Genomic DNA, 23,928 nt, shown 5'->3' with positions numbered 1-23,928 from the left:
CCAGCAGATGTTCAGGACAGCGCAAGGCCATCGGATCTCTGCTTCGCGGTGCGCGCATTTCAAATCAGCATAGACAATTATTCGCGCAACACAAGCCGCGTTCAGTTCTGTTGCGTCCAGGCAATAAGTAAGTGCTTCGAATCGTTCACGCCAAAACCGAACGTGCAATCACCGTTCGCTGTATCTCCGACGAACCCTCGTAGATGCGCAGAATGCGCGCATCGCGCACGAGCCGCTCCAATGGCATCTCACGTGTGAAGCCATAGCCGCCATGCAGTTGCAACGCGGCATCGGTGACGAATGCGGCCATCTCCGACGCGTAGAGCTTCGCCATCGACGCATGCTGCGTGAACGGCTCGCCGGCCATACGCTTTGCCGCCGCCTGCAACGTCAGCAGCCATGCGGCTTCGAGACGCGTCGTCATATCGGCGATCGACCATTGCAGGCCTTGCTTGTGCGACAGAGGCTCGCCGCCGACGTGCCGCGTCTTCAGCCATTCGACGGCATGCGCCAGCGCCGCCTCTGCGATGCCGATGCTCGTTGCGGCGACATCGAGCCGGCTGTTGTCGAGCACCTTCATCGCCGTGCGAAAGCCGCTGCCCTCCGCGCCCAGGCGATTCGCGGCGGGCACACGGCAATCGAGCGCCACCTCATGTGCCGGCGCGCCGCGTATGCCCATCAGTTTTTCAGCGGGCGCAACGTGGACGCCCGGCGTTTCGCGGTCGACCACGAATGCGCTGATGCCGCGCGTGCCCGCATCGGCATCCGTCTTCGCATACACGACGATAAAGCCCGCGGCGTCCGCGTTCGAGATGAAGTGCTTGACGCCCGTGATCCGATAGCCGTCGCCCTCGCGTATCGCGCGCGTGGACATGTCGGCGGGATTGGAACCGGCACGCGGCTCCGTCAACGCGAATGCGCCGAGCTTGCGGCCACAAGCCGCGTCGGGCAGATAGCGCTCGCGCACGGCATCGTCGCCGCCGATCAGGATCGAGTCCGTCGCGAGATAGTGCGCGCCGATCATCGACGACGTCGATGCGCATGCCTTCGCGATCTCCACGAGCGACAGCACGATCGCAACAGCGGACGCATCCACGCCGCCCCAACGCTCGGGCAGATTCATGCCCATGACACCGAGTTCGGCAAGTTGAGCGACATTGCGCGTGGTCGAAAGCTCATCGCGATCGACTTGCGCCGCATGCGGTGCAAGTTCGCTTTGCGCGAAACGCGAGATCGCTTCGGCGATCTCCAGATCGCTGTCCTCGATACCCAGCCGCTTATGCATGGTTACGCTCCTCGTTCTTGATATGCGCTGTCCTGGTTCGATGCACCTGCGCCAAACGCGCCGCGCTCGCGCAACGAAGCGATGTCTTCCGCGTCGTAGCCGAGTTGCTGCAACAGCGCTTCGGCATGCTCGCCAAGCGCCGGCGCAGGCGACACGCGCTTGACTTCGTACGCGGAAAACTTCACCGGCTGCGAAGGCAGGCGCGCCGTGTGTTTGCCTTCGCGCTGCACCTGCGTCAGCAGCGCGCGATGGGCCGCGTGATCGCTTTCCAACGCTTCCTGGAGATTGCGGATCGGCGCGACGGGAATGCCCGCGTCACCGAGCGTGCGATTGACCTGGTCGACAGTGCGCGACGCCGACCACGCCTCGATCGTCGCGCGCAGATCGGCTTCGTGATGGCAACGCGACGCATCGCTGGCGAAGCGCGGATCGCTCGCGAGATGCGGCGCGTCGATGGCATGCGCGAACGCGCCGAACAAGCGGTTGTTCAGCACCGCGACGACATAGAAGCCGTCCGCCGCGCGATAGACACCGAACGGCGCCGACGACGGATGACGGTTGCCGACGCGGCGCGGCGCGATTCCCGTTGCGGCATAACGCGCGACGAGGGTGACGCTCAGGCCGAGCGTCGCATCGAACATCGACACGTCGACATGCGTGCCCTTGCCGTTCCGCTCGCGCGCGAGCAGTGCCGCGAGCACGCCCCACGACGCAAAGAGACCGCTGACGACGTCCGATACCGATTCGCCGATCATCGTCGGCGGTCCATCGGGCGAGCCGGTTGCGTCCATGAGCCCGCACATCGCTTGCAGGATGATGTCGTATGCGGGGCGATGCGACTCGGGTCCCGTTTGACCGAAGCCCGACACGCTTGCATACACGAGCGACGAATTGATATCGCTCAACGCGGCATAACCGATGCCAAGCTTGTCCGCGACGCCCGGCCTGAAGTTCTCGACGACGACATCGGCGTCAGCGCACAACGCGCGCGCAAGCTCGCGCCCCGCATCGGTCTTCAGATCGAGCACGATGCTTCGCTTGTTGCGGTTCATCGCGGCGAACAGACCGCTCTCGCCGTCCTCGGTGAAGGGGCCGATTGCGCGATAGTCGTCGCCTGCGGGCGGCTCGATCTTGATCACATCGGCGCCCAGATCGCCGAGCAGCGCAGTGCAATAAGGGCCCGCGAGCACGCGCGAGAAATCGATCACGCGCAGCCCTTCGAGCGGCAGATTCGAACGGAACATCGACGGCTCCTTTCACCAGGGGTTCGATGCGCCGATTCTCGGCTCGCACAGCCTATCAAGTAAAATATCGAATTGAACTAGCACCTATAGGATTTTCCGATGCGTGTCTCGTTGCGGCTCCTGCGCTATTTCACGGCGACAGCGGAAACAGGCAGCACGACAGCCGCGGCAAAGCAGTTGAACGTATCGCAGCCATCCATTTCCGTCGCGATACGTGAACTCGAATCGCTGTTTGACGACACGCTCTTCACGCGCGAAACGGGCGCAAAGATGACGCTGACGCGCTTCGGCGTGCGCAAGCTCGCGGAAGCGCGTCAACTGCTGAACGCCGCCGCATCGTTCGAAGCCGACGACAGCGGCGACGCGGCATCGGGGGAAGTGCAGATCGGTGTCTTCAGCACGATTGCGCCCGTCTATCTACCCGCGTTGCTGCGCATTGCGCGTACGCGCTTCCCGGACCTGTCGATACGCTTCGTCGAAGGCGACCTCGTGCAGCTCGAAGAAGGATTGCGCAGCAGCCACATCGAGCTTGCGCTGATGTACGACGTCGGCCTGCCCGCCGATATCGAACGCGAGTGTCTCGCGGAACTGAAGCCCTACGCGCTCGTGCCCGCCGCATCGAAGCTCGCGAAGAAGGCGGGCAAGCTATCGCTGCACGAGCTCGCGAAAGAGCCGCTGATCCTCATCGATCTGCCGCACAGCCGCGAATTTCTGATGGCGCCGTTCTGGCAATGCGGGCTCGCGCCCGAAGTGCGCTATCGGGCGACGTCGCTCGAGCTCGTGCGCAGCATGGTCGCGCATGGCCTCGGCGTGTCGCTGCTGATCACGCAAAGCGAAATGACTTCTTCATCGACGGGCGCGATCGAGCGGCCCATTCGCGAAGAAACCATACGCCAGCCGCTCGTGATTGCGCGACCCGCGCGCGCCTCGCGCACGAATGCGTCGGAGCTCGTTGCGCAGTGCATGCGCGACGCGGTGAACGAGGCGATGTCCGCACGCGCGGGACATACGCCCCGCCGCTCGCGCGCGTGAAGCACGCAGCGCGAAAAAATGGCCCGCTGCGCGCTACCGATGCCAGGCGTCGAGCACGGCAGGCTGCAACAATCCGCTCGTCGCCTGCCGTGTTCCGTGCGCGTCGATCAGCAGCGTGCGCGGCATCTCGCCGTGCCAGTCGGGATCGAGCGCGCGGCGCAGCTTGTCGGGGGTCGCCTCGGCGTTCGCATAGAGCGCGGTGTGCGGCGGCAACGGCAGCGACGCAAGCACTTGCGATAACGCAGCGGCGTTGTCGTCGATGGGGTCCATCGCGATCATCGTCAGGCGCACATTGCGATGCTGCTTCTGCCATTCGACGATCCGCGCGGCGTTCTCGCGGCAGTAGCTGCAATCGAGCGACCAGATCTCGACGATTTGCGGCTTGCCTTGCGATGCGGCGAAGAGCGCATTCAGTTCCGCTGCCCGCAGCGGCTCGAGACCGGCGGCGTGCGCGCCGACAGCGATCAAGGCACTGGCGAGCGCCATCCACATTCGTTTCATTGATTGCCCTCCCCGGCCGGCACGAGCATGTAGCCGTCGTTCTGCGTGCGCCACGACAGATAGACGCGCCCTGCGTCTTCCAGCAGCTGCGGATTGTCGCTGCCGCCCGCCGTCTTCGCGAGCATGCGCGGCGCGTTCCAGTGCGCGCCTTCATCGTCGGAACGGCGCAGCATCAGACGCATCGTGTCGCCGTCGAAGTCTTTCCAGGCGAGCCACAGCGTCTTGCCTTGCGAAATCAGCGCCGCGTGTGACGCCTGCTCGTCGGGCTTGCCTGTGTCGCCGAACGCCCACGGCTCGCCGATCGGCTTGCCGCGCGCGTCGAGGCGCGAGTAGTAGACATCCGCGCGTCCGTTGACGACGCTGAACCACGCCATGTGACGAACGCCGTCTGGCGTGATCGCGAGCGCCGGGCCGTGCTCGGGGCACGCTTCCATATGCCAGCCGGAGAACGTCGCGCGAACCGGCACGACGGCTTCGCGCGAATCGGCGGGCAGCACGGCGAGCGCGTGATCGCGGATCTGGCCGTCGAACACGTTGCGCCACATCGCCTGCACGCGGCCTTCGTTGTCGAGCGCCAGCGCGATCCGGCAGCACTCGCACGTGTGATCGGCGACCTTGCGCTCGGTCTGGAAAGACTGCCCACCGTCCGTCGATACCGCGTAGTAGACGGCCGCGCCGTCATACGTCTTGCCCGCTTTCTTCGCCGCCGTCAGATCGCGCTTGTCGATCCACGCAACGTAGATGCGCCCCTGTCCGTCGACGATCATCGAATCGAAGCGATGCGTGATCGGCTGTCGGTCGCCGTGGACGGTGACGGGCACGCTCCACGTCGCGCCGCCGTCCGTCGAGCGCGAGAAGCGCACCATGCCGGTGTACGGCGCGTCGAGCGGCATCGACCACGTGACGTAAATCGTCTTCGCGTCCGGGCTCGCGGCGATCTTCGGACGGTTCTCGGCGCTCGTGTAGATCGGCTCGGGCGTCGCGTTCACCGCGACGGACGGCGACAGCGCGGGACCCGCTTTGTCGACGTGGCTCGAATGCGCGACGACGACATGCTGCCCTTCGACCCACGCCACCCACAGTCGATGCTGCGCATCGAACGCCGCGCCCGTCGCGAGCGGCGCTTTGGCTGCGTTCGCGGCTTTCGCGCCGGCGCCCGATCCCATGCCGCTCATGCCGCTCATGCCGCCCATGTCCGCCATGTCCGCCATGCCCGCGATGTCCATCGGCATCGCATGCCCCGCGTGCATATCGTTCGAAGCGTCATGCGCCATCGACGGCTGCATCGTCAGCATCAGCGAGAAGCCGGCGGCCAGCGCCGACGCCCATTTTCTTAAAGCGACCATTTGAGTTCTCCATAGAACGTGCGGCCCGGATACGGGTGAAAGACGTAATAGCGGCGGTCCGTCAGGTTGTCGATGCCGACCGACGCGAGCCAATGCTTGCCCATCTGGTAACGCGCCTTCAGATCGACGACCAGAAACGAGCTGGTGCCGCCGTAGACATCGGGATTGATGTCGCTGTTATCGAGCGTGTTGTACTGGCGGCCGGAATAACGTATTCCGACGCTGCCCTGCCATTGCGGGTTGAAGTGGTAGTTGGCGAGCAGATTCGCGCGCATCACCGGAATGCGCGGGAAGCGCTTGCCGACATACGACGGATTCGCCGAGTCGGACAGAATGCGCGCGTTGGTCGCCGAAACGTTCGCATCGAGATCGAGCCCGTGCAGCAGCACGTTCTGCCCCGAGAACGCCAGTTCGACGCCGCGCGCGCGCACGCGATCGACGTTCGAGATGTTCGTGACCGTCGATGCGCCGTTGACAGTCGTCTGGCTGTAGATCGAGTCGCGCAGGTCGCTCTGGAACACGCTCGCCCGCACGACACCCACGCCGACGTCGCGTTCCGCCGTGAAGTCCCAGTCGATCGCCTTCTCAGGGCGCAGGCCCGGATTGTTGTTGACGATCGCGTTGTTCGAAATCGTCCCCTGGAACAGCTCGCCGACGGTCGGAAAGCGCGTGCCCGTCGCGAATGACAGGCGGAACAGCCAGTCTTGCGTGGCCTGCCATTGCACTGACGCTTTCGGCGACAGCGCGTTCGCGCTGCGGTCCGCATAGCCGAACGTCGACGTGCCGTTGCCGAGCGTGCCGTCGTATGCGTCCCAGCGCTCGTAGCGCAGGCCGAGCGTCGCGAGCCAGCCCGGCGCGAAACGCCATGCGTCCTGTCCATAGAGTGCCTGGGTGCGCGTGTCGCCGCGATACGTGCTGGCGAGCGTCGACGCAGAACCGTTCAGCCAGTCGGATGTGTTGTAAGTCTTGTTGCGCAGGAAGTAGTTGTCGAAGTGATAGCCGACGGTCAGCGCGTGGCCCGCGTACGACGGCGATTCCGCTTTCAGATCGAGCGTGCGCCAGCCCGTGCCGTCGCCGAAGAAGATCGTGCCGGGGCCGCCGCCATAGGCAGTGGGCGGCGCTGGCGTCGACGAGCGCAGCACATCGCGCGACACGTCGTACGCCGATACGATGCCCGACAGCTTCCAGCCCGAATCGAGCCGCGCGTTCAGGCCGAACGCGTAGAGCCAGTTCTCCTGATCGCCGTTGACAGGCGAAAACGCCGTCGGCGCGATCGTGTAGTTCTTCCCGCCGATCGTCACATTGCCCGCATAGACGGGATTGCCGGCGGCATCCGTCAGGAAGGTCTGCGCGCGGTCCTTGTAGTGGTTCTCCCAGTGGCCGAGCGTGAGCGTCGCGTCGACGTGGTCGGTCAGCGCGTAGCCCATGCGTACGGATTCGCCGATCTGCTCGGTGCGCTCCATCATCTGCGGCCCGACGATCACGCGGGGCTGGCCGTTCGGGCCGATATCCGTCGCCGCGCCCGTCACCGTGACGGGCGCACCGAGCTTCGCGTTGTACGCGCTGCCCGGGCTCGCGTACTGGAGCGGCTGGCTGTTGTTCTCGAGACGGTCGAGCGTCAGCGAATACCAGAAGCGGCCGATGCGATCAGCGATATGCGCCGACTCGTGATTGCCGCCAAAGCTTTTCGTGAAGCCATACGGGTCGTCGTAACGCTGCGTGAAAAGCTGCGTGTCCAACGACGCTTCGAGCTTCTCGGGCTTGAGCGTCGTGATCTGCACCGTCGAGCCGATCGAGTTGCCCGGATAGAGCGCCGAGAACGGCCCATATAGCACCTCAACCTGGGCGATGTCGTCGGGCGCGATCAGCGACCAGCGCGGCGGGTAGGCATAGCTCGAACCGAGCAGGTTCGACAGCAGCAGCCCGTCGGCATAGACGAGGCCGCGCGCGCTCTGCAACTCGTTGAAGTCGCGGCCCGCGAACACCGAGTTGCGGTCGCCCGTGAAGCGCTTGCGCACCATCAGGTTCGGCGCGTACTTGAGCGCGTCTTCCGTATTGACGATGTTGCGCGCGTCGATCTGCTCGCGCGTGACGCTTTCGACGACGCCAGGCGTATCCGGCGCGAACGCAGGCACGGCTCGCGCGGCCGTGACCCTGACGGCTTGCAGCGTGTCGGCGGGTTCCGTCAACGAATCCGCGGAATCGCTCGTTACAGAAGAATGGGAGACCGAAGTATCCGCGGTGGCACGATCGGTCGTACTTTGATCGGCCCATGCAGGTTGAATGGCGAGCACTGCCGCGCACGCCACCGAAAGCGGAGTGCGTGCGGACAGCGCAGCGTAAGCGATGCGCATGAAGAGTCCTGAAAACGTGATCGAAGACGCCCTGCCGATGCGCATGCCCAAGCCGCTCGCCGCATCGCTGAAGCGGCAAGCGAGAAACCTGGAGCAAAAGGCACGCACGGCGGCTCGCCGCCTGCTACGTCGTGGTGACGTCAGACGCAGGCGAACGAACGGGCTAAAAGGGCTTCAGATCGACGTGACGGGAGGGGCGCGGGGCTGCGCGACGCGTACGCTGCGGCGCACAAAAACAACTTCGGGCTCGACTGCACGCGCGTAAGCAAACGCACGGACGGGAGGCGGAACGAACGGGACACTGGCGCCGAGTGCGAAGTTCGCAGCGAAGCCCGGACAGTAGACACAGTGCGGAACGGCGAGGTGCGACTTCGGCGTGCTGTCGTGCGAATCGCCGAGGTCGATGACGACGTTCTTCGCGCCGGCCGCATGACAGAGTTCGAGAGAGAGCGGGCCTTGCGAGCCGGGAGCACGCGCATAGCCGATGACGGGCGACAGTACGTTGAGTACCAGCGCCAGCCATACGAGACTGATCCAGCGTGTCGCGCGTGCCATCGCTACCTGAAAAAGTGAGCGCGCAGTATAGCAGCGGCCGCGAGACAGTGTTTAGACGTACTGCAAGAAGTCAATCGTTAAATTCTAAACAAGGCGCTTCAATGCCTGGGACGCTGTGCCGTTAAAGCAACAGGGGGTGCGCCAAAACGTCGGCTGTGTGCGGCAGCGCTGGTCCGACGTACATGCCAGGGAAGATAATGATTTCGTAAAGGAGAGAACATCATGGACACCAAACCGCCGAAGATTCCGACCCCCGACAAGGTCTCGAGCCCGGATCCGGAACCGGCAGGCGTCGAATTTCTGAGCGCGGAACTGCCCGAGCATGTTCGCGCGTTCTTCGACGAACAACGCAAGTCGTGCGACCCGAAGTAACGGTTGACGTGTGCATTGCAGCATCGGGGCTCGCGCATCGGATGGATGCGCGCAATGTCGATGCACGTCCGTGCGCTTCGCATATCGAGGCGCGGAATCTGTGCGCGCCTGTGCTTATGCCTGCGTTCGTACCTCACTCGCCGCTGGTTTCGTTCTCCATCTGAGCGACGGCTAATCGCGCGTCAACGTGACGCAAGCGCGCTCGTCCGTATTCGCTGACTTGTCCCCGCGTTTTTCCCGGCTACGGCGCGGCCGTCGATGCACATGCGGGACGCGTGCCGCGCGCTTCGTCTATTCTTCTGTGTTTTCCTTCGTGCGCAGCTTCGGGCTGTCTCAAGCTCAATGATCCGTTCGCTTCACCTGGGCGCGCTTGGCGCGATCATCCTTTCTTTCGCCCTGATCTTCGCGCCGCCCCCCGCGCGCGCCGATGGCGACGACACCGCGCTCACCAATCTGATCGCGCTCGTCTCGCAGCGTCTGTCGCTGGCCGAGCCTGTCGCGCGCTACAAGTGGGCCCATCATCAGCCGATCACCGATACGCCGCGCGAGCGGGCGCTGCTCGCCGACGTCGAGAAGCGCGCGACGAAGGCGGGCGTCGATCCCGCGTTCGCGCGCGCGTTCTTCCAGGATCAGATCGACGCGAGCAAGGACGTACAGAACGCGCTGTTCGATTCGTGGCGCGCCACCCGGCCGCCCGAAGGCGCAGCGCCCGATCTCGCAACCAGCCTGAGGCCGCAACTGGACAAGCTGACGCAATCTCTGATCGCTGCGCTCGCGCGCGCGCAGACGCTACGCGCGCAGGACGATTGCCCGACACGCGTCGCACGCGGCATCGACAACTGGAAATCGCTCACCCGCTACGACAACACGCGCAATGCCGCGCTCACGCGAGCGCTCGGGCATGTGTGCGAAGCGGGGGGCGTCGGGGCGACGGGCTAGGCCGCGTCGATGGCTGCAGTCGCTGGCGCGGCCACAGCGGCTTTGTTTGCCTCGCCGGGCGCGCGGGACAGCGCCAGCACGCGCAATCCGCGCGCGAGGTGCGTCTGGAGGATGCGCCATGTCGACAGCTCGAACGCGCCGCGCGTGTCGGCAGCAAGCAGCGCCGAGGCTTCGGCCAACGACGGAGCGTGTCCGAGATAGCGCCACCCGTCGACGACATGAAAGACGCGCGCGCCTTCCGACGCATCGCGCTCCTCGAACGCAATCGCACCTTCGTAAGGCCAGGGCGCATCGATGGGATCGGCGCGGCTCACGCGCGGCAAACGATTGAGCGGCGGGCGCAGCGTCGCGATCCACTGCGCTTCCGCGAGCAGCGCGCCGATCTCGCCGCCCGTCGCGCGCCACTCGACGCGCCGCACCTGCTGCGCAAGCCTGATCTCTTTCGACGAACGTCGCTCGCCCGTCAGATGCGAGCGCAGGCGCTGCCGCACGCGCACGCTTCGACCGACGTACAGCGGCGCGTCGTTCTCGCCATAAAACGCGTACACGCCGCAGCCGGGTGGCGCGGTATCGAGCAGATCCTCTGTGATATCGCCCGCCAGCTGGTAACGACGCATCGTCTTGTCGATCTGCGCGCGCAGCACGTCGACGGGGACCAGGCCGTGCAGACGCTGCCAGAACTGCCAGAGCAGATCGGCGTCGGCAAGCGCGCGGTGTCGGTCCGACGGCACGAGCGCATGCCGCTCGACAAGCGCATCGAGTCCGTGGCGCTTTTCCGCCGGGAACAGCGCGCGCGACAGGCGCACGGTGCACAGCACGTCCGGATTGAATGCGTAGCCCGCGCGCTGGAACTCATTGCGCAGGAATCCGCGATCGAAACTGGCGTTGTGCGCGATGAAAAGCTTGCCTTCGAGCCGCGCGAACAGATCGGCAGCAATCGATTCGAACGTGGGCGCGCCGCGCACCATGTCGTCGGTGATGCCCGTCAACTGCTGGATGAAGGGGGGAATCGGCTGGCCGGGATCGACGAGGGTGGTCCAGCTGGACGCACCGTGCGGCTCCAATTCGACGATGCCGATTTCCGTGATCCGGTGAGTGCCTACGGAGCCGCCCGTAGTTTCGAGGTCGACAAAGGCGATCGGCAGATCGAGGGCCGGATCAGGCAGAAACGGTACGGACATGAGAAAAACTTGTGCAATGCGGGACTTGGTACAAGTATGCCCTATCGACGGCATTGCTTGCGCGCGCGATTTTCACGTCATGGGAATTTGCGCTCGACCCTTTTACCGCTCGTCGGATTATGTTTATTTCGACTTGCCTGTCATAAATAAATCATCAATCAGGGATTACGCCTAGTTTGTGGCATTAATCCGGATCATCCGCGCGCAGTAGAAAACGTTTTCGAACCCTGTCGGCCAAAGCGGAATGGATTCTGTGGCGCCGCATTAAGTTCATCACGCGACAAATGAAAAACCCTCGAAAAGCGAGGGTGTTTATCCGGGAGCGAACGTTCGATGAAGATCAGAGTGGCTGGATGTTGGCAGCCTGCTTGCCCTTCGGGCCGGTCTTGATGTCGAACGACACGCGCTGGTTCTCCTTCAGCGACTTGAAGCCTTCCGCACGGATCTCCGAGAAGTGCGCGAAGAGATCCTCGCCGCCCGTGTCGGACGTGATAAAGCCATAGCCTTTAGCATCGTTAAACCATTTGACGATACCGGTTTCCATATTCCACTTTCCTCGATATTTGACTAAACAGGCAATTCCATTTAATGCCGATTACGATTCACGAATTTCAAAAAACGGAAATATATGCGTAAGCACAGATTAACGTCCCGCTATCGAAAATCCGGCATGGCATTTATACGGGGAACCGGCTGGAGGCGTCAAGCGGTTTCAAATCGGCGTTTGGATGTACGTCAAAGCGGCCATAAAGGCGCGCGTACGCACGAAATTTCTTAAAGTATGCGGAATAAAATCGGTCTGTATTGCCGGTTCCCATCTGCTATAACAATGACAGGCGGGCAAGTTTTTCCGCTATGTAACAAATCGTGTCTTTCGTAAGTGTTTCCACGGGTTGTTAAGGTAACACCTGAATCGCAAGATTCTAGCCAGCAGTTCGCAATTGGAGAAATGCCATGTTGTTCGATACCCTCCTCCGCATCGCCACCCAACTGTTCCGCTCCCCGAAAGACGCGCCGCGCGCTGATGCGTCGGCGCAGCGCACGTCGGCGCTGGAGTTCGATCCGATGTGGCACGGCGATCACTGGCAGAACCTGCTGTCATCCCCAATGGACGCACGTCACTATGTGATCGAAGATTGGAGCCTGACGCCGGGACTTGAATTTGCTCCCGTCGTTCCGGATGGAAAGCATCAATAAATCGATGCGGTAAGCGCAGGTAAAAAAAGCGCGACTTGGAGAAAGTCGCGCCGACAAAGGTTTGGAGATCTTTTTCGTCAACGAAAAAGTCTGCTTCGAAAAGCAGAACTTTCAGTATAGCGTTGGATACGAATTTGAATAGATGCGCATCGCGCAAACTACTATTTCAACGTTGACAACAATCTGAATTGCGCCATTTTCGCGTTGTTTTCGCACATCATTTCGTGTCGCAATTGAACAACGCGTAAAGGTTGACACCCTCTCCTGGCACGACTCAATCAGCCGGAAAGCCTTTCTGAATAAGGCTTTCACGCTTTCGCTCGATAATTTCCTATCCCGTAATACTTTATTGCGAAATTCGGAACGGCCATCTGGCGAGCCACCTCTCTACACTTTGCCTACCCGGAAACGAACGCACGTCGGTCACCGTGCGTTGTTCACGCGATTTGCCTCTCGCAGCGCTCGCGTGAAGTTTCCTTCAAGCCTGGGTACTAAAACCCATCCTGTTCTCGGAGTTACAAAGATGAAAAAGACTCTCATGGTCGCTGCCCTGACGGGCGTATTTGCAACGGCTGCGCATGCGCAAAGCAGCGTCACGCTGTACGGCTTGATCGACGCCGGCATCACATATACGAACAACCAGGCAACGGGCCCGAACCAGGGTCACAGCAACGTCCAGATGACGAGCGGCTCGGTGAACGGCAGCCGTTTCGGCCTGCGCGGCGCTGAGGACCTCGGCGGCGGCCTGAAGGCAATCTTCACGTTGGAAAACGGCTTTGGCATCAATGACGGCACGATGAAGCAAAGCAGCCGTCTATTCGGCCGCCAGGCGTTCGTCGGTCTCGCAAGCGATCAGTTCGGCGCTGTGACCCTCGGCCGTCAATACGACAGCATGGTCGACTACGTCGGTCCGCTGTCGCTGACGGGCACGCAATACGGCGGCACGCAGTTCGCCCACCCGTTCGACAACGACAACCTGAACAACTCGTTCCGCGTCAACAACTCGGTCAAGTACCAGAGCGCGAACTACGCGGGCTTCAAGTTTGGCGCGTTGTACGGCTTCTCGAACCAGGCTGACGGCTTCGCGAACAACCGCGTGTACAGCGCTGGCGCGTCGTACAGCTTCGCAGGCTTCAACCTCGCTGCTGCTTACCTGCAACTGAACAGCAACGGCGCAACGGGCGCGGCTGCTGCGTTCAACGGCAGCGGCGCAGTCACGGGCGACAACACGTTCTTCGCTGGCCGCCAGCAGACGTGGGGCGCAGGCGCGAACTACACGTTCGGCCCGGCAACCGTCGGCCTCGTGTACTCGCAGACGAACCTGTCGCAGTGGGCAGGCATCGGCCAGGGCGCGTCGGGCAATCAGGGTCTGCAGAACCGCTTCGGCGGCAACAGCGGTCACTTCCAGAACTTCGAAGCGAACGCACGCTACGCTCTGACGCCGGCTATCAGCATCGCCGGTTCGTACACGTACACCCGCTCGAGCATCGCTGGCGAGCGCCCGCACTGGAACCAGTTCAACCTGCAAACGGCCTACGCGCTGTCGAAGCGTACCGACGTCTACCTGCAGGGCGAATACCAGCAAGTCAGCGAAAACTCGCTCGTCAACGCGAACATCAACGGTCTGAACGCGTCGGGCAACGAGAAGCAAGTCGCTGTGACGGCTGGCCTGCGTCACCGCTTCTAAGCATCAGCAGTACTCGCAGCATGAAAAAGGCGCCGCTTGCGGCGCCTTTTTTTCGTCCTCGTTTCTCGCGCGGGTCCTCGTTTTCCGGTCCTCGCTGCTCTTCATCGGCGACGTTACAGCCCTCACGCGCCTCTCAAGCCGCCTACGCGTCCCCCTCTTCCTCGCGGGTCGGATAGATCACGTCCAGCACGTCGATCGTCTGCGGTCCTGCCGGTGTATGCAACGTCACCTGATCGCCGATCTTCGCCTTCAGCAACGCGCGCGCGATCGGCGAGATCCAGCTGACATGCCCCTCGTCCAGATTCACCTCGTCGATGCCGACGATCTTCACCGTGTGCGTCTCGCCGTCCTCCGTCGCATATTCGACGGTCGCGCCGAAAAACACCTGATCGGTGTTTTCCTGCCGGCTGCTTTGCACGACCTCGGCCAGATCGATGCGCTTGGTCAGAAAGCGGATACGACGGTCGATTTCGCGCAGCCGCCGCTTACCGTAGATATAGTCGCCATTCTCGGAGCGGTCGCCATTCGATGCCGCCCACGACACCAGCTTGACCACCTCCGGCCGCTCGTCGTCGATCAGATGCAGCAGTTCATCGCGCAAGCGCCTGTAGCCGGCCGGCGTGATGTAGTTCTTCGCGCCCGCGGGCACGTCGGGTTGAGAGGTTTCGAGGTCGTCGTCGTTCTCGTCAGTCGATTCTTTAACAAAGGCTTTGTTCATGATGATTCAGCGTTCAAACGGACATCCCTATACCAAGCGTACATGATACGGCTGCCGTCACAAATTTCAGGGTTAGCCCTTCCCTTTTTCCGAGACATTGCTATAATCTCATCTCTGCGTGCGGCTGTAGCTCAGTTGGATAGAGTACTTGGCTACGAACCAAGGGGTCGTGGGTTCGAATCCTGCCAGCCGCGCCACCTCTTTCGAGGGCCTTCCTCCAGGAAGGCCCTTTCGTTTCAACGGGTTGTACGCGATGCAGTACGCGCCACCCAGCAGTTCAAGTTTAGCGTGCGGCTGTAGCTCAGTTGGATAGAGTACTTGGCTACGAACCAAGGGGTCGTGGGTTCGAATCCTGCCAGCCGCGCCACCCATGAAGGGCCTTCCATCCGGAAGGCCCTTTGTCTTTCTGCGGCCGTTTTTGCCTTCTGCTATCTCCGGTCTTCCGATCGTGCTGCGCCTGATGACTCGCGTCAACGCGGCGTCGACTTGATATCGCCGATTTCGCCATCCGGCTTCAGTAGTTCGTTCTCGATGCCCAACGGCGAAGCCTGCTCGCCGATCGGCGTCGCGCGCATCCCAAAGAGCGCCTGAGGCTGGCGCAGCACGTCATCGACGGTATCGCCGAAGCGGCTGATCACGAAGGCCCTCAGCAGCGCATTACGCAGCGATTCGCCATGCGCCGACACCGCCCCGTGCCCGCCCTCGAAGTCGGCGACGCAGTGCGCCGCGCCCTCGCGCGTGCGTTCGCGCACTTCGAGCCGCTGCGCGCGTTCGAGCACGACGGCCGCCGCTTCCCATGACGTCGACGGCGTGAAGCGCCCATCCCACGGACGGCCACGGTCGTTGCCGCGTATCGAGACGACGCGGCCGCTATCGGTGAAGTGGATTTCGCGCACGAAGTCGTGCAGGCTGCGCGCGACCCAGTAGTCGAGCGCGAGGCCGGAGAGATCAGCTACGTTCATCGCGTTGTTCCCGTGAAAACAGGCAAAGGCTTGCGCGCAGTGGTGCAAACGGCGCGCCCGCCGCTCAACTTCGATTTCAGTAATCGGCGCGCTCGCGTTCGATCCGCATGCCGCCGTCGTGATGACGATGTCCTTCCTCGCTCGGACGCTCGCGCGCAATGCGCATCACGTCGGGATTGGTCCGCACGCGGCGCATCACGTTCGCGAGATGCACGCGGTCGCTGACCTGAATGACGAAGCGCAGCACCGTCGATTCTTGCGACTGGTCTTCGTCCATCGCAATGTGGACGATATTTGCGTCGGCGGACGTGATATCCGCGGCGACGCGCGCGAACACACCCTTGGTGTTCTTGACCAGCACCTTGACGGCGACGTCGAACAGACGCCCCGGCTGCGGCGCCCACGCGACGTCGATCCAGCGGCCCGGGTCGCGCCTGTGGATGCGTTGCGCGACGCGGCAATCCGTCGTGTGAATCGCCATGCCGAGGCCGATGCCGATATAGCCCATGATGTCGTCGCCGGGAATCGGCCGGCAGCATGCGGAGAGTTGCACCGACATTCCTTCCGTGCCCGTAATAACGACGGGCGGGGCACTCGGCGTCGCGCCCTGCTCGGCACGCGCGTTCTCGTCGTCGGCTTCGTGGCCTTCGCGGCCGCTCATCAGCACTTCGATGCGCTTGGCCATCACTGCCGCGACACGCCGGCCGAGGCCGATATCCGCGAAAATTTCCTGACGGTTCTTGTTGCCCGTCCACAGCACGAGCTTGTCCCACACTTCCGGCGTGACATCGGTGAGCGACAGCCCGTAGCCCTTGAGCGACTGATCGACGAGGCGCTCGCCCAGCTGCACCGACTCGTTCAGGCGCATCGTCTTCAGATAGTGGCGGATCGCGGTACGCGCCTTGCCCGTGCGCACGAAGCCCAGCCACGCTGGATTCGGCTTCGAATACGGCGCGGTGATCACTTCGACGATATCGCCGCTCTTTAGCTCGGTGCGCAGCGGCAGCAATTCGTTGTTGATCTTCACCGCGACGCACTGGTTGCCCAGATCGCTGTGGATCGAATACGCGAAGTCGAGCGCCGTCGCGCCGCGCGGCAGCGCCATGATCTTCGACTTCGGCGTGAACACGTAGACAGCATCCGGGAACAGATCGATCTTCACGTGTTCGAGGAATTCACTCGAATCGCCGACTTCGCTCTGAATGTCGAGCAGCGACTTGAGCCACTGATGCGCGCGCTTCTGCACGTCGTTCAGATCCGCGCCGCCGTTCTTGTACAGCCAGTGCGCGGCGACGCCCGCCTCCGCGATCTCGTGCATCTTGCGCGTGCGCACCTGGAACTCGATGGGCGCGCCGAACGGCCCCACCAGTGTCGTATGCAGCGACTGATAGCCGTTGACCTTCGGAATCGCGATGTAGTCCTTGAACTTGCCCGGCACCGGCTTGTAGAGCGCGTGCAACGCACCGAGGCATGTATAGCATTCGAGCGCGTTCTCGACGACCACACGGAAGCCGTACACATCGAGCACCTGCGAGAACGACAGCTGCTTGTCGCGCATCTTCTTGTAGATGCTGAAAATGGTTTTCTCGCGGCCCGTCACTTCGGCGTCGAGCTTCGCATCCGAAATTGCCCGCTGCACGGATTCGAGAATCTTGCCGACCACTTCCCGGCGATTGCCACGCGCGGCCTTCACGGCCTTTTCGAGCGTCGCGTAACGATGCGGATTGAAGTTCGCGAAGCTCAGGTCCTGCAGCTCGCGATACGTGTTGTTGAGGCCGAGCCGGTGCGCGATCGGCGCGTAGATGTCGAGCGTTTCGCGTGCGACGCGGCGGCGCTTTTCCGGCGGCACGGCGCCAAGCGTGCGCATGTTGTGAAGCCGGTCCGCGAGCTTCACGAGAATCACGCGCACGTCGCGCGCCATCGCGAGCAGCATCTTGCGGAAGTTCTCCGCCTGCGCTTCCTCGCGATTGCGGAACTCCATCTTGTCCAGCTTCGACAACCCGTCGACCAGTTCCGCGACCTTCGCGCCGAAGCGCTCCGCGAGTTCGGTCTTGGTCACGCCCTGGTCTTCCATCACGTCGTGCAGGAGCGCGGCCATGATCGACTGCGCGTCGAGCTTCCAGGCCGCGCAGATCTCCGCGACAGCCACCGGATGCGTGATGTAGGGTTCGCCGCTTTGACGGTATTGCCCGAGGTGGGCTTCGTCGCTGAAGTGGAAAGCCGCTTTGACTTCCTTGATCTCTTCCGGGCTCAGATAGCCGGAAAGCGCGGACGTCAGCTTGGCGATCGAGACGACGTCATGCCGGCGCGGCTGCTCCGGCGTAGCGGTCGGTCCGAACAGATGGCGAAACGATTGTTCGAGGACCGCGTCGATGTACTTGCGTGCAGACGATGGCGATTCGCTATCGTGTTCGTGGGCAGCGTGTTCCACTTCCGTTGCGGATGGCGAGGGGTTAGTGCTCATGGTCGCCTCCGTTTCGCGATTGTGCCCGTCTGCACGCGTTGGGTTGAGTTACATGACGATCGAAACTTGAAGCGCGCCTTAGACCGGCACCTTCTTCAGCATTTCGACGCCAACCTGGCCAGCCGCAATCTCACGCAGCGCGAGGACTGTGGGCTTGTCGCGGCTTTCGATTTTCGGCGTGTGGCCTTGAGCGAGCTGACGTGCGCGATAGGTCGCGGCAAGCGCCAGTTCAAAACGATTCGGGATCTGTTTCAGACAGTCTTCGACGGTAATGCGGGCCATGTTGAAAATTCCTTCTCTGTATGTCGGTTATTCTACCTTATGTCCTCGACAGCTCGCCCGTATCAGGCGTGCGGCAAGTGAATGCCGAGCTGCATGAAGAGCTCCGTGTGGCGCGCGTATTGCGATGTGAAGCGCGAACGTGTCGCCGAGACGAGGCACTGCAGTTCGGCGAGCGCGTGATCGAACTTTTCGTTGATCACGACGTACTCCGCTTCCGCTGCATGCGCCATCTCGCTGCCCGCTGCGAGAAGGCGCCGCGTGATCACGTTCGGCTCGTCCTGGCCACGCTTCTTCAGGCGCTCTTCGAGCGCTTCGAGCGATGGCGGCAGGATGAAAATCTCGACGGCATTGCGGAACTGTTTCTTCACCTGCTGCGCGCCCTGCCAGTCGATTTCGAGCAGCACGTCATGGCCGCTCTTCATCTGCTCTTCGATCCACACGCGAGAAGTCGCGTAGTAGTTGCCGTGCACTTCCGCGCTTTCGAGAAACTCGCCCGCGTCGTGACGCGCGAGGAAATCTTCGACAGTCGTGAAGTGATAGTGCTCGCCGTCCTGCTCCTTCGGACGAGGCGGACGCGTCGTGTATGAAATCGACAGGCGGATCGCCGCGTCGCGCGCGAGCAGCGCGTTGACGAGCGTCGACTTGCCGGCGCCCGACGGCGCGACGACCATGAACAGGTTGCCGGGATAAACGCCTGCGTACGGATTGCGTTTGGTATCGGTCATGCTGGTGAGACTCCCGTATTACTCCAGGTTTTGTACTTGTTCGCGCATCTGCTCGATGAGCAGCTTGAGCGTCATCGACGAATCGGCGAGTTCCTTCGCGGCCGCCTTCGAGCCGAGCGTGTTTGCTTCGCGGTTCAGCTCCTGCATCATGAAGTCGAGACGCTTGCCGACCTTGCCGCCCTTCTGGATGACGTGGCGCGTTTCGTTCAGATGCGCGGTGAGGCGCGACAGCTCTTCCGCGATGTCGATGCGAATGCCGTACATCGTCACCTCCTGACGGATGCGCTCCGCGATCTCTTCGCGCGACACGATCGTTGCCGCCGTATCCGGCGCGGCGATGCCGAGCGCTTCCTGCAGACGCTCGACGATCTTCTGCTGATGCTTCGCGATCAGATCCGGCACGAGCGGCGTGATCTTCGTGACGATGGCTTCCATCTCGCTGACGTTGTTGAGCAGCATCGTCGCGAGCTGCGCGCCTTCGCGGCCGCGCACGTCGATCAGATCGCCGATCGCCTGCTTGCCGCATTCGAGCACGGCATCGCGCAGCACTTCCGGCGACACGCCGCTTTCGGCGAGCACGCCAGGCCAGCGCAGGATTTCGCCCGTGCGCAGACGTCCCGCATCAGGAAACGCATCGAGCACGGCGCGTTCCAGCATCGCGAGCTGAGTGAGCGCATCGCGGTTGAGCGCGCCCGCGTTCGCCGCCTGCTCGCTGCGCTGCAGGTTGATGCGGATGTCGACCTTGCCGCGCGAGAGCTTGTTCATCAGCATTTCGCGCAGCGTCGGCTCGCAGACGCGCACGTCTTCCGGCATCCGGAAGTTGAGGTCCAGGAAGCGCGAGTTCACCGTGCGCAACTCCACGGACACGCTGACGCCGCCGTTGCCCGATGCCGCTGCGAGTTCGCGCGTGGCGCTCGCATAGCCAGTCATACTGTAGATCATGATAGGTCTCGCGATTGCGGTCGCGCGAATGTGCGATCACATCGCACGACCAGGGATTCGAGTCGCCCGGCGTGTACGAGACGCGAGGCGGGGAACGCGCATTATCCCATTTTTGCCGGGCCGGCCGGGCGCGGGGACGCGCCGGACGGCGGCTGCGGATGAAGCCGGCCATGACGCCTCTTGCATGCGCTGCGACGCGAGCCGAAATTGCGCAGCGCGACGACGCACGCATCGACATCGTCCGGCGCTCGTGCTCGCCGTGCATGCGCCGATGCATCGCGCAGCGCGGCTACTAGCAAGGCAGCCGGGAAACAGTTGCGCACGGGCGTCGCCGGACCGATCGGCGGTAAAATTGCAGTTTCCTTCCGCCCTTTCTCCCCTTTGATTCCGACGATGAACGACATCACGAAACGTCCCAGCGGCCGCGCCGCCGATCAGCTGCGCGACGTGCGCATCACGCGCCACTATACGAAGCACGCGGAAGGCTCCGTGCTCGTCGAGTTCGGCGACACCAAGGTGATCTGCACGGCGAGCATCGCCGAGACCGTCCCCGCGTTCCTGCGCGACCGCGGCCAAGGATGGCTCACGGCCGAGTACGGCATGCTGCCGCGCGCGACGCACACGCGCAGCGACCGCGAAGCCGCGCGCGGCAAGCAGACGGGACGCACGCAGGAAATCCAGCGTCTGATCGGCCGCGCGCTGCGCTCCGTGTTCGATCTCGAACGGCTGGGCACGCGCACGCTGAACATCGATTGCGATGTGATCCAGGCCGACGGCGGCACGCGCACGGCGAGCATCACGGGCGCCTTCGTCGCCGCGCACGATGCCGTCGCGAAGCTGCTCGCGACGGGCCGCATCGAAACGTCGCCGATCACCGACTATGTCGCTGCCGTGTCCGTCGGTGTGTTCGACGGCACGCCCGTGCTCGATCTCGACTACGACGAGGACTCGCAGTGCGACACCGACATGAACGTCGTGATGACGGGCGACGGCGGCTTCGTCGAGATTCAGGGCACCGCGGAAGGCGTGCCGTTCTCGCGCGGCGAAATGAATGCGCTGCTCGATCTCGCGCAAAACGGCATCACGGCGCTGATCGCGAAACAGAAGGCGGCTCTGGGGATAAAGGATGAATGACCGTCGCGAAAGCGCGGCGCTTTCGATGCAGCCGGCGCTGCGCAAGATCGTCCTTGCGTCGAACAACGCAGGCAAGCTGCGCGAGTTCGCGGCGCTCTTCGGCAAGGCGGGAATCGAGCTGATTCCGCAAGGTGCGCTGAACGTACCCGAGGCCGAAGAGCCGCATCCGACCTTCGTCGAAAACGCGCTTGCGAAGGCGCGCCATGCGTCGAAGCTGACGGGCCTGCCCGCGATCGCCGACGACTCGGGCTTGTGCGTACGCGCGCTGCGCGGCGCGCCGGGCGTATATTCGGCGCGTTACGCGCAGCTCGCGGGCGGGGAGAAGAGCGACGCGGCCAACAACACACGCCTCGTCGAGCAGCTGAAGAGTGTGGACGACCGTCGCGCGTACTACTTCTGCGTGCTCGCGCTCGTGCGCCACGCGGACGACCCCGAGCCGCTGATCGCCGAAGGCCGCTGGCACGGTGAGATTCTCGACGCGCCGCGCGGCGCGAACGGCTTCGGCTACGACCCGTACTTCTACCTGCCTGCGCTGAACGCGACGGCAGCCGAACTCGACCCTGCCGTGAAGAACGCGAGCAGCCATCGCGCGATCGCGTTGCAGCAACTGTTCGCGCGGTTGAAGGAGGAAGCGTGAGCCAAGCATCGACGACGGGAGCCGGCGTGATCAAGGCGTTCACGTCGCCCGGCAGCATCCGTCTGACGTCGCTGCCGCCGCTCGCGCTCTACGTGCATTTCCCGTGGTGCGTGCGCAAGTGCCCGTACTGCGATTTCAACTCGCACGAGTCGAAGGGCGGCGCGTTCCCCGAGGACGATTACCTCGACGCGCTGCGCAGCGATCTCGAACAGGCGCTGCCGCTCGTGTGGGGCCGGCAGGTGCATACGGTATTCATCGGCGGAGGGACGCCGAGTCTCATGTCGGCGAAGGGACTCGATCGGCTGCTGTCGGATGCGCGCGCACTGCTGCCGCTCGATGCAGACGCCGAGATCACGCTCGAAGCGAACCCCGGCACGTTCGAAGCCGACAAGTTCGCGCAGTTTCGCGCGAGCGGCGTGAACCGGCTGTCGGTCGGCATACAGAGCTTCAACGAAACGCATCTGAAGGCGCTCGGCCGCATTCACGATGCCGCGCAGGCGCGCCACGCCGTCGAGGTCGCGGCGAAGACGTTCGACAATTTCAATCTCGATCTGATGTTCGCGTTGCCGAAGCAGACGCTGGCCGAATGCCAGGCGGACATCGAGACGGCGCTGTCGTTCGCGCCGCCGCATCTGTCACTGTATCACCTGACGCTCGAGCCGAACACGCTGTTCGCGAAGTTCCCGCCGCCGCTCCCCGACGACGACGCGTCCGCCGACATGCAGGACTGGATTCACGAGCGCACGCGCGAAGCGGGCTATGAGCGCTACGAAGTGTCGGCGTATGCGAAGCCGCATCGGCAGAGCAGGCACAACCTGAACTACTGGCGCTTCGGCGACTATCTCGGCATCGGCGCTGGCGCGCATACGAAGCTGTCGTTTCCGAACCGTATCCTGCGGCAGATGCGCTTCAAGCATCCCACGACGTTCATCGAAGAAGCGCGTTCGGGCAACGCCGTGCAGGAAGAGCATGAAGTCGGCGCGCGTGATCTGCCATTCGAATTCATGTTGAACGCGCTGCGGCTGGTGGAGGGCTTTCCCGTGCATCGGTTCATCGAGCGCACGGGTCTGCCGATGACGTCGATCGAGCCGGCGTTGCAGGAAGCAGAGCGTCGCGGCCTGATCGCGCGCGACCATGAGAAGATCGCGCCGACACCGCTCGGACAAGCGTTCCTCAACGATCTACAGGCGCTGTTTCTGAAAGAGCCTTGATCGGCTACATCGTTTGTTGCCCGTGAGCGAAGCGTTTCAGGTTACAATTTCGGGCTCGGAGGGTTGGCAGAGCGGTTGAATGCACCGGTCTTGAAAACCGGCAAGGCTTTACGGCCTTCGTGGGTTCGAATCCCACACCCTCCGCCACCTCGCCCCAAGCAACGCTTCCAGCACACCCCGCCTCCTCACCTCCCTTCCTGGTTGTTGCGACCTTTGCTGCGGACACGCGAACCCTCCCCGTCCAAAGCCAAGTCCTACGCGCCTCACACGATCACACAACGCACGTCGCTCAGTCAGCGAATGACGACAGGCACCGCGATCCACACCCACCGACGCCCCATTGCGCGCCACCACTCACATCGGTAGCAACGCTCATTGAATCGCAATATGCATCGCCTACGATGAAGAGACATCTCGCGTGCGAGTTATTGCGATGCCCACCCTCTCGCTTCACAGCCGCATCCATCCAGCAATTAGGCGAGCGGCGGCACTCGCTTTTGCGCTGTTCGGTACAGCAGCGTGCAACTTCACGATCACTCCGCCTCAGCGACCGGCGGCCGTCGTGCCGCCCGCCGCGATCAACAGCGCAACGCTCGATCAGTACCGCTCGGCCGTCGCGCAACGCATCGTCGAGCGCAACCCGTCGTATGTGCTGCGAGGCAATCCGCAGGCGATGCTGCGCTCGCTCGTCGTCGTGTCGTTCGTCGTCGATAGCAATGGACAGATCGTGGCATCGTCGGTGTATCGCACGAACGGCGACGATGAAGCGGAGGGCACCGCGCTCGCCACGTTGCGACGCTCGGCGCCGTTGCCGCTGCCGCCCGCGAAACTGCTGAATGCGAAAGGTCAGGTCGAGCTGTTCGAAGACTGGCTCTTCAACGACAACGGCAAATTCCAGTTGCGCACGTTCGCATCGCCGCAGGCGCAGACCATCGACTAACAGAAAGGCGCGCCGCAGCCGAACGCGCTCCGGACGCGCGCCTTGCTGCGCGCCGCCCGCCGTCGCTATAATTTTTTAAACGCCCGCCGGATTCGCCGGCGATCGCTGCGTGCCACGAGCCCATCCGCTCGACGCGCGCAGCCCGACCGTCACGTTGCCGCGCCACCCGCGCGCGCGTGCGTCCCGTTTGCATCGCGCATCGCTTCGTCGCCACGTGTTC

At 63.1% G+C, this 23,928-nt stretch carries 24 protein-coding genes and 3 tRNA genes; 12 read left to right on the top strand and 15 right to left on the bottom strand.

Annotated features, from left to right (window positions below; all coding sequences use genetic code 11):
- Window positions 1–145: 145 nt before the first annotated feature.
- Together GCT13_RS19610 and GCT13_RS19605 are read right to left on the bottom strand one after the other, a co-directional pair.
- Entirely contained in the window at window positions 146–1,285 is a 1,140-nt protein-coding gene (locus tag GCT13_RS19610) for an acyl-CoA dehydrogenase family protein (protein WP_152760701.1), read from the bottom strand.
- Window positions 1,286–1,287: 2 nt separating this feature from the next.
- The gene (locus GCT13_RS19605; RefSeq protein WP_152760699.1) at window positions 1,288–2,529 is read right to left on the bottom strand and encodes a CaiB/BaiF CoA transferase family protein; all 1,242 of its coding nucleotides are present in this window, start codon (window positions 2,527–2,529) and stop codon (window positions 1,288–1,290) included.
- A gap of 99 nt (window positions 2,530–2,628) precedes the next feature.
- Between GCT13_RS19605 and GCT13_RS19600 the strand changes: the two genes are divergently transcribed.
- Window positions 2,629–3,561 (top strand): LysR family transcriptional regulator, encoded by a 933-nt coding sequence (locus GCT13_RS19600; protein WP_152760697.1) that lies wholly within the window; start codon window positions 2,629–2,631, stop codon window positions 3,559–3,561.
- Between the two features lie 33 nt (window positions 3,562–3,594).
- Here the strand turns inward: GCT13_RS19600 and GCT13_RS19595 are convergent, their stop codons facing one another.
- The 4 genes from GCT13_RS19595 to GCT13_RS19580 form a co-directional block, all read right to left on the bottom strand.
- Window positions 3,595–4,062, bottom strand: coding sequence for a thioredoxin domain-containing protein (locus GCT13_RS19595; RefSeq protein WP_152760695.1), 468 nt, complete (start codon window positions 4,060–4,062; stop codon window positions 3,595–3,597).
- Complete coding sequence (locus GCT13_RS19590) at window positions 4,059–5,408, bottom strand: sialidase family protein (RefSeq protein ID WP_152760693.1); 1,350 nt, start codon at window positions 5,406–5,408, stop codon at window positions 4,059–4,061. Before GCT13_RS19590 ends, GCT13_RS19595 begins: the two co-directional genes overlap by 4 nt.
- A complete protein-coding gene (locus GCT13_RS19585; protein WP_152760691.1) occupies window positions 5,396–7,762 on the bottom strand; it encodes a TonB-dependent receptor in 2,367 nt (788 codons plus the stop codon). Before GCT13_RS19585 ends, GCT13_RS19590 begins: the two co-directional genes overlap by 13 nt.
- 174 nt (window positions 7,763–7,936) lie before the next feature.
- Entirely contained in the window at window positions 7,937–8,317 is a 381-nt protein-coding gene (locus GCT13_RS19580) for a DUF2946 domain-containing protein (protein ID WP_152760689.1), read from the bottom strand.
- A gap of 222 nt (window positions 8,318–8,539) precedes the next feature.
- On the opposite strand from GCT13_RS19580, the gene GCT13_RS48440 reads away from it, so the two are divergent.
- Entirely contained in the window at window positions 8,540–8,689 is a 150-nt protein-coding gene (locus GCT13_RS48440; protein WP_177200428.1) for a hypothetical protein, read from the top strand.
- Between the two features lie 342 nt (window positions 8,690–9,031).
- On the top strand, window positions 9,032–9,628 hold the full coding sequence (locus GCT13_RS19575; RefSeq protein ID WP_152760687.1) for a chorismate mutase: 597 nt from the start codon (window positions 9,032–9,034) through the stop codon (window positions 9,626–9,628).
- Here the strand turns inward: GCT13_RS19575 and GCT13_RS19570 are convergent.
- Together GCT13_RS19570 and GCT13_RS19565 are read right to left on the bottom strand one after the other, a co-directional pair.
- On the bottom strand, window positions 9,625–10,809 hold the full coding sequence (locus GCT13_RS19570; RefSeq protein WP_152760685.1) for an exonuclease domain-containing protein: 1,185 nt from the start codon (window positions 10,807–10,809) through the stop codon (window positions 9,625–9,627). The two genes, GCT13_RS19575 and GCT13_RS19570, sit on opposite strands and share 4 nt — an antisense overlap.
- 340 nt (window positions 10,810–11,149) lie before the next feature.
- Window positions 11,150–11,353, bottom strand: a complete 204-nt coding sequence (locus GCT13_RS19565) for a cold-shock protein (RefSeq protein ID WP_152760683.1) — start codon at window positions 11,351–11,353, stop codon at window positions 11,150–11,152.
- Between the two features lie 410 nt (window positions 11,354–11,763).
- Here GCT13_RS19565 and GCT13_RS19560 point away from each other — a divergent pair, with 410 nt between their 5' ends.
- Together GCT13_RS19560 and GCT13_RS19555 are read left to right on the top strand one after the other, a co-directional pair.
- Entirely contained in the window at window positions 11,764–12,006 is a 243-nt protein-coding gene (locus GCT13_RS19560; protein WP_152760681.1) for a hypothetical protein, read from the top strand.
- A gap of 523 nt (window positions 12,007–12,529) precedes the next feature.
- Window positions 12,530–13,693 carry a porin gene (locus GCT13_RS19555; RefSeq protein WP_152760679.1) on the top strand — a complete coding sequence of 388 codons (1,164 nt, stop codon included), beginning with the start codon at window positions 12,530–12,532 and terminating at the stop codon, window positions 13,691–13,693.
- 142 nt (window positions 13,694–13,835) lie between these two features.
- Here the strand turns inward: GCT13_RS19555 and greB are convergent, their stop codons facing one another.
- Window positions 13,836–14,411 (bottom strand): transcription elongation factor GreB, encoded by a 576-nt coding sequence (gene greB / locus GCT13_RS19550; RefSeq protein ID WP_152760677.1) that lies wholly within the window; start codon window positions 14,409–14,411, stop codon window positions 13,836–13,838.
- 120 nt (window positions 14,412–14,531) lie between these two features.
- Between greB and GCT13_RS19545 the strand changes: the two genes are divergently transcribed.
- Window positions 14,532–14,608 (top strand) — tRNA-Arg (locus tag GCT13_RS19545).
- A gap of 93 nt (window positions 14,609–14,701) precedes the next feature.
- A tRNA-Arg gene (locus tag GCT13_RS19540) sits at window positions 14,702–14,778 on the top strand.
- A 103-nt stretch (window positions 14,779–14,881) separates the two neighbouring features.
- On the opposite strand, the gene GCT13_RS19535 is transcribed toward GCT13_RS19540, so the two are convergent.
- From GCT13_RS19535 to GCT13_RS19510, 6 genes are all read right to left on the bottom strand, one after another.
- Complete coding sequence (locus GCT13_RS19535) at window positions 14,882–15,373, bottom strand: phage protein NinX family protein (protein ID WP_152760675.1); 492 nt, start codon at window positions 15,371–15,373, stop codon at window positions 14,882–14,884.
- Window positions 15,374–15,449: 76 nt separating this feature from the next.
- Window positions 15,450–17,837 carry a RelA/SpoT family protein gene (locus GCT13_RS19530; RefSeq protein WP_152760673.1) on the bottom strand — a complete coding sequence of 796 codons (2,388 nt, stop codon included), beginning with the start codon at window positions 17,835–17,837 and terminating at the stop codon, window positions 15,450–15,452.
- Window positions 17,838–17,915: 78 nt separating this feature from the next.
- A complete protein-coding gene (gene rpoZ, locus GCT13_RS19525; RefSeq protein ID WP_087737994.1) occupies window positions 17,916–18,119 on the bottom strand; it encodes a DNA-directed RNA polymerase subunit omega in 204 nt (67 codons plus the stop codon).
- Window positions 18,120–18,181: 62 nt separating this feature from the next.
- Entirely contained in the window at window positions 18,182–18,844 is a 663-nt protein-coding gene (gmk, locus tag GCT13_RS19520; RefSeq protein WP_152760671.1) for a guanylate kinase, read from the bottom strand.
- 18 nt (window positions 18,845–18,862) lie between these two features.
- On the bottom strand, window positions 18,863–19,786 hold the full coding sequence (locus tag GCT13_RS19515; protein WP_152760669.1) for a YicC/YloC family endoribonuclease: 924 nt from the start codon (window positions 19,784–19,786) through the stop codon (window positions 18,863–18,865).
- Between the two features lie 101 nt (window positions 19,787–19,887).
- Window positions 19,888–20,190, bottom strand: a complete 303-nt coding sequence (locus GCT13_RS19510; RefSeq protein ID WP_152760667.1) for a hypothetical protein — start codon at window positions 20,188–20,190, stop codon at window positions 19,888–19,890.
- Between GCT13_RS19510 and rph the strand changes: the two genes are divergently transcribed.
- The 5 genes from rph (at window position 20,180) to GCT13_RS19485 (ending at window position 23,708) form a co-directional block, all read left to right on the top strand.
- On the top strand, window positions 20,180–20,920 hold the full coding sequence (gene rph, locus GCT13_RS19505) for a ribonuclease PH (protein ID WP_152760665.1): 741 nt from the start codon (window positions 20,180–20,182) through the stop codon (window positions 20,918–20,920). The genes GCT13_RS19510 and rph overlap by 11 nt on opposite strands.
- Window positions 20,913–21,557 carry an RdgB/HAM1 family non-canonical purine NTP pyrophosphatase gene (gene rdgB, locus GCT13_RS19500; RefSeq protein ID WP_152760663.1) on the top strand — a complete coding sequence of 215 codons (645 nt, stop codon included), beginning with the start codon at window positions 20,913–20,915 and terminating at the stop codon, window positions 21,555–21,557. The genes rph and rdgB overlap by 8 nt, the downstream gene beginning before the upstream one ends.
- Window positions 21,554–22,768, top strand: coding sequence for a radical SAM family heme chaperone HemW (hemW, locus tag GCT13_RS19495; protein WP_321574476.1), 1,215 nt, complete (start codon window positions 21,554–21,556; stop codon window positions 22,766–22,768). The genes rdgB and hemW overlap by 4 nt, the downstream gene beginning before the upstream one ends.
- A 57-nt stretch (window positions 22,769–22,825) precedes the next feature.
- Window positions 22,826–22,915 (top strand) — tRNA-Ser (locus tag GCT13_RS19490).
- A gap of 286 nt (window positions 22,916–23,201) precedes the next feature.
- Window positions 23,202–23,708, top strand: a complete 507-nt coding sequence (locus GCT13_RS19485; protein ID WP_152760661.1) for a TonB family protein — start codon at window positions 23,202–23,204, stop codon at window positions 23,706–23,708.
- The last annotated feature ends 220 nt before the right edge of the window (window positions 23,709–23,928 follow it).

The sequence above is a fragment of the Paraburkholderia franconis genome, assembly GCF_009362735.1.
Taxonomy (GTDB): Bacteria; Pseudomonadota; Gammaproteobacteria; order Burkholderiales; family Burkholderiaceae; genus Paraburkholderia; species Paraburkholderia franconis.
The sequence above is the reverse complement of the archived record's forward strand: the minus strand, read 5'-3'. Positions and strand labels throughout refer to the sequence as shown.

Excerpts from the sequence above, each read along its gene's own strand:
- GCT13_RS19585 (WP_152760691.1), bottom strand. The coding sequence starts at position 7,762 with ATGCGCATCGCTTACGCTGCGCTGTCCGCACGCACTCCGCTTTCGGTG.
- rph (WP_152760665.1), top strand. The coding sequence starts at position 20,180 with ATGAACGACATCACGAAACGTCCCAGCGGCCGCGCCGCCGATCAGCTG.
- GCT13_RS19530 (WP_152760673.1), bottom strand. The coding sequence starts at position 17,837 with ATGAGCACTAACCCCTCGCCATCCGCAACGGAAGTGGAACACGCTGCC.
- rpoZ (WP_087737994.1), bottom strand. The coding sequence starts at position 18,119 with ATGGCCCGCATTACCGTCGAAGACTGTCTGAAACAGATCCCGAATCGT.
- GCT13_RS19555 (WP_152760679.1), top strand. The coding sequence starts at position 12,530 with ATGAAAAAGACTCTCATGGTCGCTGCCCTGACGGGCGTATTTGCAACG.
- GCT13_RS19570 (WP_152760685.1), bottom strand. The coding sequence starts at position 10,809 with ATGTCCGTACCGTTTCTGCCTGATCCGGCCCTCGATCTGCCGATCGCC.
- GCT13_RS19535 (WP_152760675.1), bottom strand. The coding sequence starts at position 15,373 with ATGAACGTAGCTGATCTCTCCGGCCTCGCGCTCGACTACTGGGTCGCG.
- GCT13_RS19590 (WP_152760693.1), bottom strand. The coding sequence starts at position 5,408 with ATGGTCGCTTTAAGAAAATGGGCGTCGGCGCTGGCCGCCGGCTTCTCG.
- GCT13_RS19580 (WP_152760689.1), bottom strand. The coding sequence starts at position 8,317 with ATGGCACGCGCGACACGCTGGATCAGTCTCGTATGGCTGGCGCTGGTA.
- GCT13_RS19485 (WP_152760661.1), top strand. The coding sequence starts at position 23,202 with ATGCCCACCCTCTCGCTTCACAGCCGCATCCATCCAGCAATTAGGCGA.
- GCT13_RS19510 (WP_152760667.1), bottom strand. The coding sequence starts at position 20,190 with ATGTCGTTCATCGTCGGAATCAAAGGGGAGAAAGGGCGGAAGGAAACT.
- GCT13_RS19575 (WP_152760687.1), top strand. The coding sequence starts at position 9,032 with ATGATCCGTTCGCTTCACCTGGGCGCGCTTGGCGCGATCATCCTTTCT.
- GCT13_RS19515 (WP_152760669.1), bottom strand. The coding sequence starts at position 19,786 with ATGATCTACAGTATGACTGGCTATGCGAGCGCCACGCGCGAACTCGCA.
- GCT13_RS19565 (WP_152760683.1), bottom strand. The coding sequence starts at position 11,353 with ATGGAAACCGGTATCGTCAAATGGTTTAACGATGCTAAAGGCTATGGC.
- gmk (WP_152760671.1), bottom strand. The coding sequence starts at position 18,844 with ATGACCGATACCAAACGCAATCCGTACGCAGGCGTTTATCCCGGCAAC.
- GCT13_RS19560 (WP_152760681.1), top strand. The coding sequence starts at position 11,764 with ATGTTGTTCGATACCCTCCTCCGCATCGCCACCCAACTGTTCCGCTCC.
- GCT13_RS19600 (WP_152760697.1), top strand. The coding sequence starts at position 2,629 with ATGCGTGTCTCGTTGCGGCTCCTGCGCTATTTCACGGCGACAGCGGAA.
- greB (WP_152760677.1), bottom strand. The coding sequence starts at position 14,411 with ATGAACAAAGCCTTTGTTAAAGAATCGACTGACGAGAACGACGACGAC.
- GCT13_RS48440 (WP_177200428.1), top strand. The coding sequence starts at position 8,540 with ATGGACACCAAACCGCCGAAGATTCCGACCCCCGACAAGGTCTCGAGC.
- rdgB (WP_152760663.1), top strand. The coding sequence starts at position 20,913 with ATGAATGACCGTCGCGAAAGCGCGGCGCTTTCGATGCAGCCGGCGCTG.
- GCT13_RS19605 (WP_152760699.1), bottom strand. The coding sequence starts at position 2,529 with ATGTTCCGTTCGAATCTGCCGCTCGAAGGGCTGCGCGTGATCGATTTC.
- GCT13_RS19610 (WP_152760701.1), bottom strand. The coding sequence starts at position 1,285 with ATGCATAAGCGGCTGGGTATCGAGGACAGCGATCTGGAGATCGCCGAA.
- GCT13_RS19595 (WP_152760695.1), bottom strand. The coding sequence starts at position 4,062 with ATGAAACGAATGTGGATGGCGCTCGCCAGTGCCTTGATCGCTGTCGGC.